This window comes from Microbacterium sp. (assembly GCF_035687345.1).
Classification (GTDB): Bacteria; Actinomycetota; Actinomycetes; order Actinomycetales; family Microbacteriaceae; genus Microbacterium.
Window position 1 is genome coordinate 1 of record NZ_DASRXZ010000005.1, and the last position, 6,448, is coordinate 6,448.

6 protein-coding genes are annotated in these 6,448 nt (G+C 70.0%); 2 read left to right on the forward strand and 4 right to left on the reverse strand.

The genetic code is table 11. From position 1 onward, the window contains the following. From VFF97_RS00585 to VFF97_RS00600, 4 genes are all read right to left on the reverse strand, one after another. Window positions 1-1,955, reverse strand: a 1,955-nt coding sequence (locus tag VFF97_RS00585; protein ID WP_325031550.1) for a DUF7507 domain-containing protein, incomplete at its 3' end; no start/stop codon positions are given. A gap of 54 nt (window positions 1,956-2,009) precedes the next feature. Then, window positions 2,010-2,624 (reverse strand): GNAT family N-acetyltransferase, encoded by a 615-nt coding sequence (locus VFF97_RS00590; protein WP_325031551.1) that lies wholly within the window; start codon window positions 2,622-2,624, stop codon window positions 2,010-2,012. A 23-nt stretch (window positions 2,625-2,647) separates the two neighbouring features. Continuing rightward, window positions 2,648-3,340 (reverse strand): uracil-DNA glycosylase, encoded by a 693-nt coding sequence (locus tag VFF97_RS00595; RefSeq protein WP_325031552.1) that lies wholly within the window; start codon window positions 3,338-3,340, stop codon window positions 2,648-2,650. 13 nt (window positions 3,341-3,353) lie between these two features. Then, entirely contained in the window at window positions 3,354-4,142 is a 789-nt protein-coding gene (locus VFF97_RS00600; protein ID WP_325031553.1) for an SDR family oxidoreductase, read from the reverse strand. A gap of 90 nt (window positions 4,143-4,232) precedes the next feature. On the opposite strand from VFF97_RS00600, the gene VFF97_RS00605 reads away from it, so the two are divergent. Together VFF97_RS00605 and VFF97_RS00610 are read left to right on the forward strand one after the other, a co-directional pair. Continuing rightward, on the forward strand, window positions 4,233-5,633 hold the full coding sequence (locus tag VFF97_RS00605; RefSeq protein ID WP_325031554.1) for a bifunctional o-acetylhomoserine/o-acetylserine sulfhydrylase: 1,401 nt from the start codon (window positions 4,233-4,235) through the stop codon (window positions 5,631-5,633). 79 nt (window positions 5,634-5,712) lie between these two features. Then, a partial coding sequence (locus tag VFF97_RS00610) for a DUF2332 family protein (RefSeq protein WP_325031555.1) occupies window positions 5,713-6,448 on the forward strand: 736 nt, incomplete at its 3' end.

The window sequence follows — 6,448 nt, forward strand, 5'->3', positions numbered from 1 at the left end:
TTGTCCACGGACGAGGTTGGCGAAGACGGGCAGCTGTACGTCCACGTCTCGCCGATGTCGAGGATCTCGTTGCCGTTGGGATCGGGGTCGCGGTCGGGGTCCGTGCACGGCGGCGTATCGTCGACGAGCTGGACCGAGCCGAGAGGCGTGTCACCGGTGTTCGTCGCGGCGTACGTGTACATGACCTGCTCTCCGGTCACGATCGTCACCGACTCCTGGCCGTTGACGAGCTTCGTCAATGAGATCGAGGGGATGTACACGTCGACGTCGTCCTGCGCGGTGCTGCTCACAACGGCGCCCGACGGATCCGTTCCCTGCACCGTGATCGTGTTGACGATGTTCAGTGCGCCGAGCACGCTCGCCGGGGCACGCGCGACCCGCTCGCACCTGAACACCCATGTCTCAGTGAGGTCCAGCTTGCCGTCGCCGTTGACGTCGCCGGAGTTGGGCTCACCCGTCGCCGGAGTCACCGGCGAGCAGCGGTCGTCGCTCATGACGAGGTTCGAGAGCGGGGTGTTGCCTGTGTTCGTCACCGCATAACTCGAGGTGACGCTCGTGGGCGGGACGAGGTCGCCGCGCACCTCCGTCGGCGAGTTCACCTTGGTGACCGCGATGCCGGGCGCGTAGTCGAACGAGTTGTAGACCGAGCACGTGCCGATCTCGTTCCCGATGCCCGTCAGCTCGAACGTCGCCTCACCCGCGGCGACGCTCAACTCGCCGGCGACCTCTCGGACGCCTCCGAACTCGTTCCTGAACTCGCACCGGAAGTCGTTCGCCGGCCCGGGCCGGCCGGGCGTGAATCCCGGCTGCGCGATCTCGGCCACCGAAGCCCCCGAAAGGACGTCCGGAACGGTCGGCTCCCATTGGAACTGCGCGAATCCCGTCGGCGACGTCTCGACCGTCGCGGACGGTCCCATCGCCCCCTCCGGAAGCACCCAGTCGAAGCCGCCGGGCACCGTCGGCGTGACGGTCATCTCCCAACCGCCGGCAGGGGCGTACGTCGCGTCCGAAGCGGATTGCGCGAACTTGCGGATCGTGAGCGACGGCGAACACAGATCGAGCACGAGCGCCCGCACGGCGGATGCGAGATCCGCGAAGTCGGCCACGAGGGCGACATCCGTCGTCTCTACATCGAACTCGGTGACCGTTCGTGCGATGTCCGTCCCGGAGATCTGGGTCAGGCGTGCGACGCTCGCATCGTTCTGAAGCGCTTCGCCCACCCCGACCGCGAGGATGCGCGCGCCGGTCTGCTTGACGGAGTTCGCACGCGTCACGGCGCGGTCGAGGGTGATGCCCGCCACGGTGCTCGTCCGATCGGTTCCCACTCCGACGTCGGGCGGAGGTCCCGGGCTGAACGGGTCGCCCGGCTCGCTGAAGTCGTACGCCGTGGGGTCGCCGTCGGTGATGTAGACGACGAGGTCCCCAGCATCCGCGGCCGTCTGCCGCAGCGATTGGTCCCAGTTCGTGTACTGGGTGCTCGAGTTGGAGGCGACCCAGCTTCCGGACTGTTGCGGGTTGCCGCTGTTGAAGCGCTTGATCTCGACGGCGCTCGGCCGTGGCGGCAGCGGGTTGTAATACCGGTCGATCGCGTCGCGGAACACGCCTCCCGGAGCGAGGCTCGCATTCGTCACTTCGGCCCGCGGTGCGAGCTGCTCAGAGAGGGATGCGAACTGCAGCACGCGCGCCGTCGATCCAGTGTCGGCGAACGCCTCGAGGAAGGCCTCGGCCGCTGTGCGGACCTGGCCGACGGCACCGGCCGTCTGCACCGAACCGGATGCGTCGAGCACGAGTGTCACGCCGAGACCGCACTGCGCGGGGATCGTCGGGTTCGGAAGCGGATCCGCGGCCGAAGCAGGCGCCGCCGGCCCCGCGACCACTGCGAGACCAGCGACAAGCGCGGCTACCGCGGCGGTCGCCGCGGTGCGGATGGCCCTGCGCTGGGGCGCACGCGTCACAACCCACAATCTGCCACAGGAGTCACTCGCGTACCAGGGTTGTTGTCGCGGACCTCAGCGGCCGAACAGTCCGCGCTTACGCTTCGCGGGTGTGAGCGACTTCTGCAGGTAGATGGTGCCGAGCCAGCGACCGAACTTGAACCCCACGCGGCCCATGCGGCCCACCTCGACGAAGCCGAGCTTCTCGTGCAGCGCGAGCGACGCCTCGGCGCCCTTGTCGCTGATGACGGCGACCATCTCGCGGATGCCGCGCTCCTCGCACGCCTCGATGAGCGCTTCCAGCAGTGCGCGACCGAGCCCCTTCCCGGCGGCCGCCTGGCCGAGGTAGATCGAGTTCTCGACCGTGTAGCGGTAGGAGGACTTGCCCGACCACGGAGACACGAGCGCGTAGCCGAGGATCTGCCCGCTCGGCGACTCCGCGACGAGGAACGGGAGGTCGAGCTTCGAGAGGTAGGCGAACTTGTCGCGCCACTGCGCGATCGTCCACTTCTTCTCGTCGAACGTGACGACCGAGTTCGTCACGTAATGGTTGTAGATCTCGCGGATGTCGGGGAGGTCTGCCTCGCGAGCGGGACGGATCTCATACGAGAAGGGGCGCTCCGGCTCCGGTTGCTTGCGCAGATGGCGCGGCAGCCGTCTGCGGCTCTTCTCGTACTCCTCCTCCAGCACGCGAGACAGCCTACGCGTCGGCGTCAGTCGGGCAGGCGCCAATCCACAGGCTCGGCGCCTTGATGCACGAGCAGGTCGTTGGCGCGCGAGAACGGGCGCGAGCCGAAGAACCCGCGGCTGGCCGAGAGCGGCGACGGATGCGGCGACTCGATGATCGGCGTGCTCCCGAGCATCGGGCGGAGGTTGCGCGCGTCGTTTCCCCACAGGATCGCGACGAGCGGTCCGCCGCGCGCGACGAGCGTGCGGATCGCGTGCTCGGTGACCTTCTCCCACCCCCACCCGCGGTGCGACGCGGGAGCGCCCGGAGCGACCGTGAGCACTCTGTTGAGGAGCATCACACCACGGTCGCTCCACGCCGACAGGTCGCCGTGCGATGCGGGCGGGATCCCGAGGTCGGTGTGCAGCTCCTGGTAGATGTTCGCGAGGCTGCGCGGGAGCGGGCGCACGTGGCGGTCGACTGCGAACGACAGCCCGATCGGATGCCCCGGGGTCGGGTACGGGTCCTGCCCGACGATCAGGACCCTGACCTCGGCGAGGGGACGCTGGAATGCGCGCAGCACACGGTCGCCCGTCGGCAGGTACCGGCGGCCCGCAGCGGTCTCGGCGCGCAAGCGGTCTCCGAGCGCCGCGATGTCGGGTGCGACGGGCGCGAGCGCGGTCGCCCACTCCGGGTCGAGCAGCCCGGCCTCGGCGAGCTGCGGCAGGGTCATCGCCACCCCGGCCGACCCCCTAGAGGCGCTCGGCGCCGCGCACGCGCAGCGGACCGCGGGCGAGCAGATGCTGGGCCGATTGCGCGACCGGACGCATCGTCACGAGGTCGAGGTTCACGTGCCCGGGCAGGTTCAGCGAGAACGCGATGACCTCGGCGACGTCATCCGCCGTCAGCGGGTTCTCGACCCCCTCGTACACGCGCGCCGCGGCCGCGGCGTCACCGCCCAGGCGGTTGAGTGTGAACTCCTCGGTGTGCACCATGCCCGGAGCGATCTCGATCACGCGGATGGGCTCCCCGTTCAGCTCGAGCCGCAGCACGTGGGCGACCATGCCCTCCCCCGCCTTCGCGGCGTTGTAGCCGCCGCCACCGGGGTACGGCGTGAAAGCCGCAGTCGACGTCACGAACAGAGTGTCGGCGTGGCCGGACTCCGCGGCCCCCGCGCGCAGCAGCGGCAGCAGCGCGGCGACCAGCCGCTGCGCCGAGAGCACGTTCACGTCGAACATCCACTGCCAGTCGTCGGGGTCGCCGTCTTCGATGCGGTCCGTGCCGCGCGCGCCGCCCGCAACGTGGACGAGCGCGTGGATCGGACCCGACTGGGCGAGCCACTCGGCGAGCGCGTCGACGTCGGCCTGCACCGTGAGGTCGGCTGCGTACGCGAGGGCGCCCGTCTCGGCCTCGAGCTCGGCGAGCCGGTCGGCGCGTCTCGCGACGCCCACGACGTCCCACCCGCTCGCGCGCAGGGCGCGCACCGTCGCCGCGCCGATGCCCGAACTGGCCCCTGTCACCACAGCACGTCTGTCAGCCATGCCTCAACGCTACCGAGGTCGCGACGCGTTCGACGACGCGACGACGCGGATGCCGCGACCCCGGCGTTACGTCATATTTCCCGTTCGTTGTTGACAAGCCGCTCACCTTCGTACTCTCGGACGAGCCCGACGACGACCCTCGTCGCCACCGACCCGCAGGAGCCCGACATGTCCGCAGCAGAGAACTGGCGCTTCGAGACCAAGCAGATCCACTCGGGCGCGCAGCCCGACCCGGTCACGAAGGCGCGCGCCACGCCGATCTACCAGACGACGTCGTACGTCTTCGACAGCGCCGACCACGCGGCGAACCTCTTCGCCCTCGCCGAGTTCGGCAACATCTACACGCGCATCCAGAACCCCACGCAGGATGTCGTCGAGCAGCGCATCGCGGCGCTCGAGGGCGGCACCGGTGCGCTGCTGGTCTCGAGCGGTCAGGCGGCCGAGACGTTCGCGGTGCTCAACATCGCCGAGGCCGGCGACCACATCGTGTCGTCGAGCTCGATCTACGGCGGCACGTACAACCTCTTCAAGTACACGCTCGCCAAGCTCGGCATCGAGACGACGTTCGTCGAGAACCAGGACGACCCCGAGGAGTGGCGCCGCGCCGTCCGCCCGAACACGAAGCTGTTCTTCGCGGAGTCGGTGGGCAACCCGAAGGTCAACATCCTCGACATCCGCACGGTCGCCGACATCGCGCACGAGAACGGCGTCCCGCTCATCGTCGACAACACGATCGCGACCCCCTACCTCATCCGCCCGTTCGAGCACGGCGCCGACATCGTGCTCCACTCGGCGACGAAGTTCCTCGGCGGGCACGGCACGACCATCGGCGGCGTCATCGTCGACGGCGGCCGCTTCGCGTGGTCGCAGCACGTCGACAAGTTCCCCGGCCTCACCGAGCCCGACCCGTCGTACCACGGCGCGAGCTACACGACCGCGGTCGGCGATGGACTCGCCTACATCATCAAGGCGCGCGTGCAGCTCCTGCGCGACCTCGGCTCGGCGATCGCGCCCATCAGCGCGTGGCTGCTCCTGCAGGGCATCGAGACGCTCTCGCTGCGCATCGAGCGCCACGTGCAGAACGCGCAGGAGATCGCGGAGTGGCTCGAGAACCACGACGACGTGGCATCCGTCAATTACTCGGGCCTGCCCACCTCGCCCTGGTACGCGGCTGCCAACACGTACGCACCGAAGGGCGTCGGCGCGGTGCTGTCGTTCGAGCTCAAGGGCGGTGTCGAGGCGGGCCGCGAGTTCGTCAACTCGCTCTCGCTGTTCAGCCACCTCGCGAACATCGGCGACGTGCGCTCGCTCGTCATCCACCCGGCGTCGACGACGCATTCGCAGCTCACGCCCGAGCAGCAGCTCTCGAGCGGCGTGACTCCCGGCCTCGTTCGTCTTTCGGTCGGGATCGAGAACATCGACGACCTCAAGGCCGACCTCGAGCAGGCACTCGCCGCGGCTCGTCGCGTGAGCGACGGCGCGCGCGCCTGATCTCCGCCCAAGAAGACAGCGGATGCCCCGGCTTGCGCAGCCGGGGCATCCGTCATTCCCGCCGCCGTAGGGTGTGGTGGTGAGCACGACCGATGGAACCGACCCCGCCCGCGTCTCCGCCCTCTACGACGACTTCGGCCGTCACTGGGCGCATGGCACGTCGCCGCTCTACGAGGAGTGGGCGCTCGGCATCGCGGGCGACCGCGAGCTCGCGGAGCGCATCGCTCCCCTGGCGCGCCGCCTCCGCCAGCCGAACCTTCTGTTCGCGGCGGCACGCTGGGCGGGGTCGCCCCTCGCCCCCTTCGCCCGGTGGCGCGAGTGGCTGCTGGCGAACTGGGAGCGCGTGCTCGACGTCGCGAGGGAGCGCTCGACGCAGACGAACGAGCCCAACCGCTGCGCCACCCTGCTGCCGGTGCTCTCCCGCATCGACGGCCCGGTGGCACTCCTCGAGGTCGGCGCGGCCGCCGGCCTCTGCCTGTTCCCCGACCGGTACTCCTACGAGTACTCGACGCCGTCCGGCATCCGTCGCCTCGCGCCCACCGCGGGTGAGGCGCGCGTGTCTCTTGCATGCCGTGTCGACGCCGACGGCGTCGTCCCCGACCGCCTGCCCGAGGTGGTGTGGCGGCGCGGCGTCGACCTCAACCCGATCGACGCCCGCGATCCCGAAGAGGTCGAGTGGCTCGCGACGCTCGTGTGGCCGGGGCCCGACCACGACGCGCGGGTCGCGCGCCTGCGCGCGGCGGCGGCGGTCGCGGCATCCGATCCTCCCGACATCATCCGCGGCGACCTGCTCGAGACCGTGACGGATGCCGCAG

Bases quoted from the DNA above. Each gene is read 5' to 3' on its own strand.
- VFF97_RS00600 (WP_325031553.1), bottom strand. From the start codon at position 4,142: ATGGCTGACAGACGTGCTGTGGTGACAGGGGCCAGTTCGGGCATCGGC.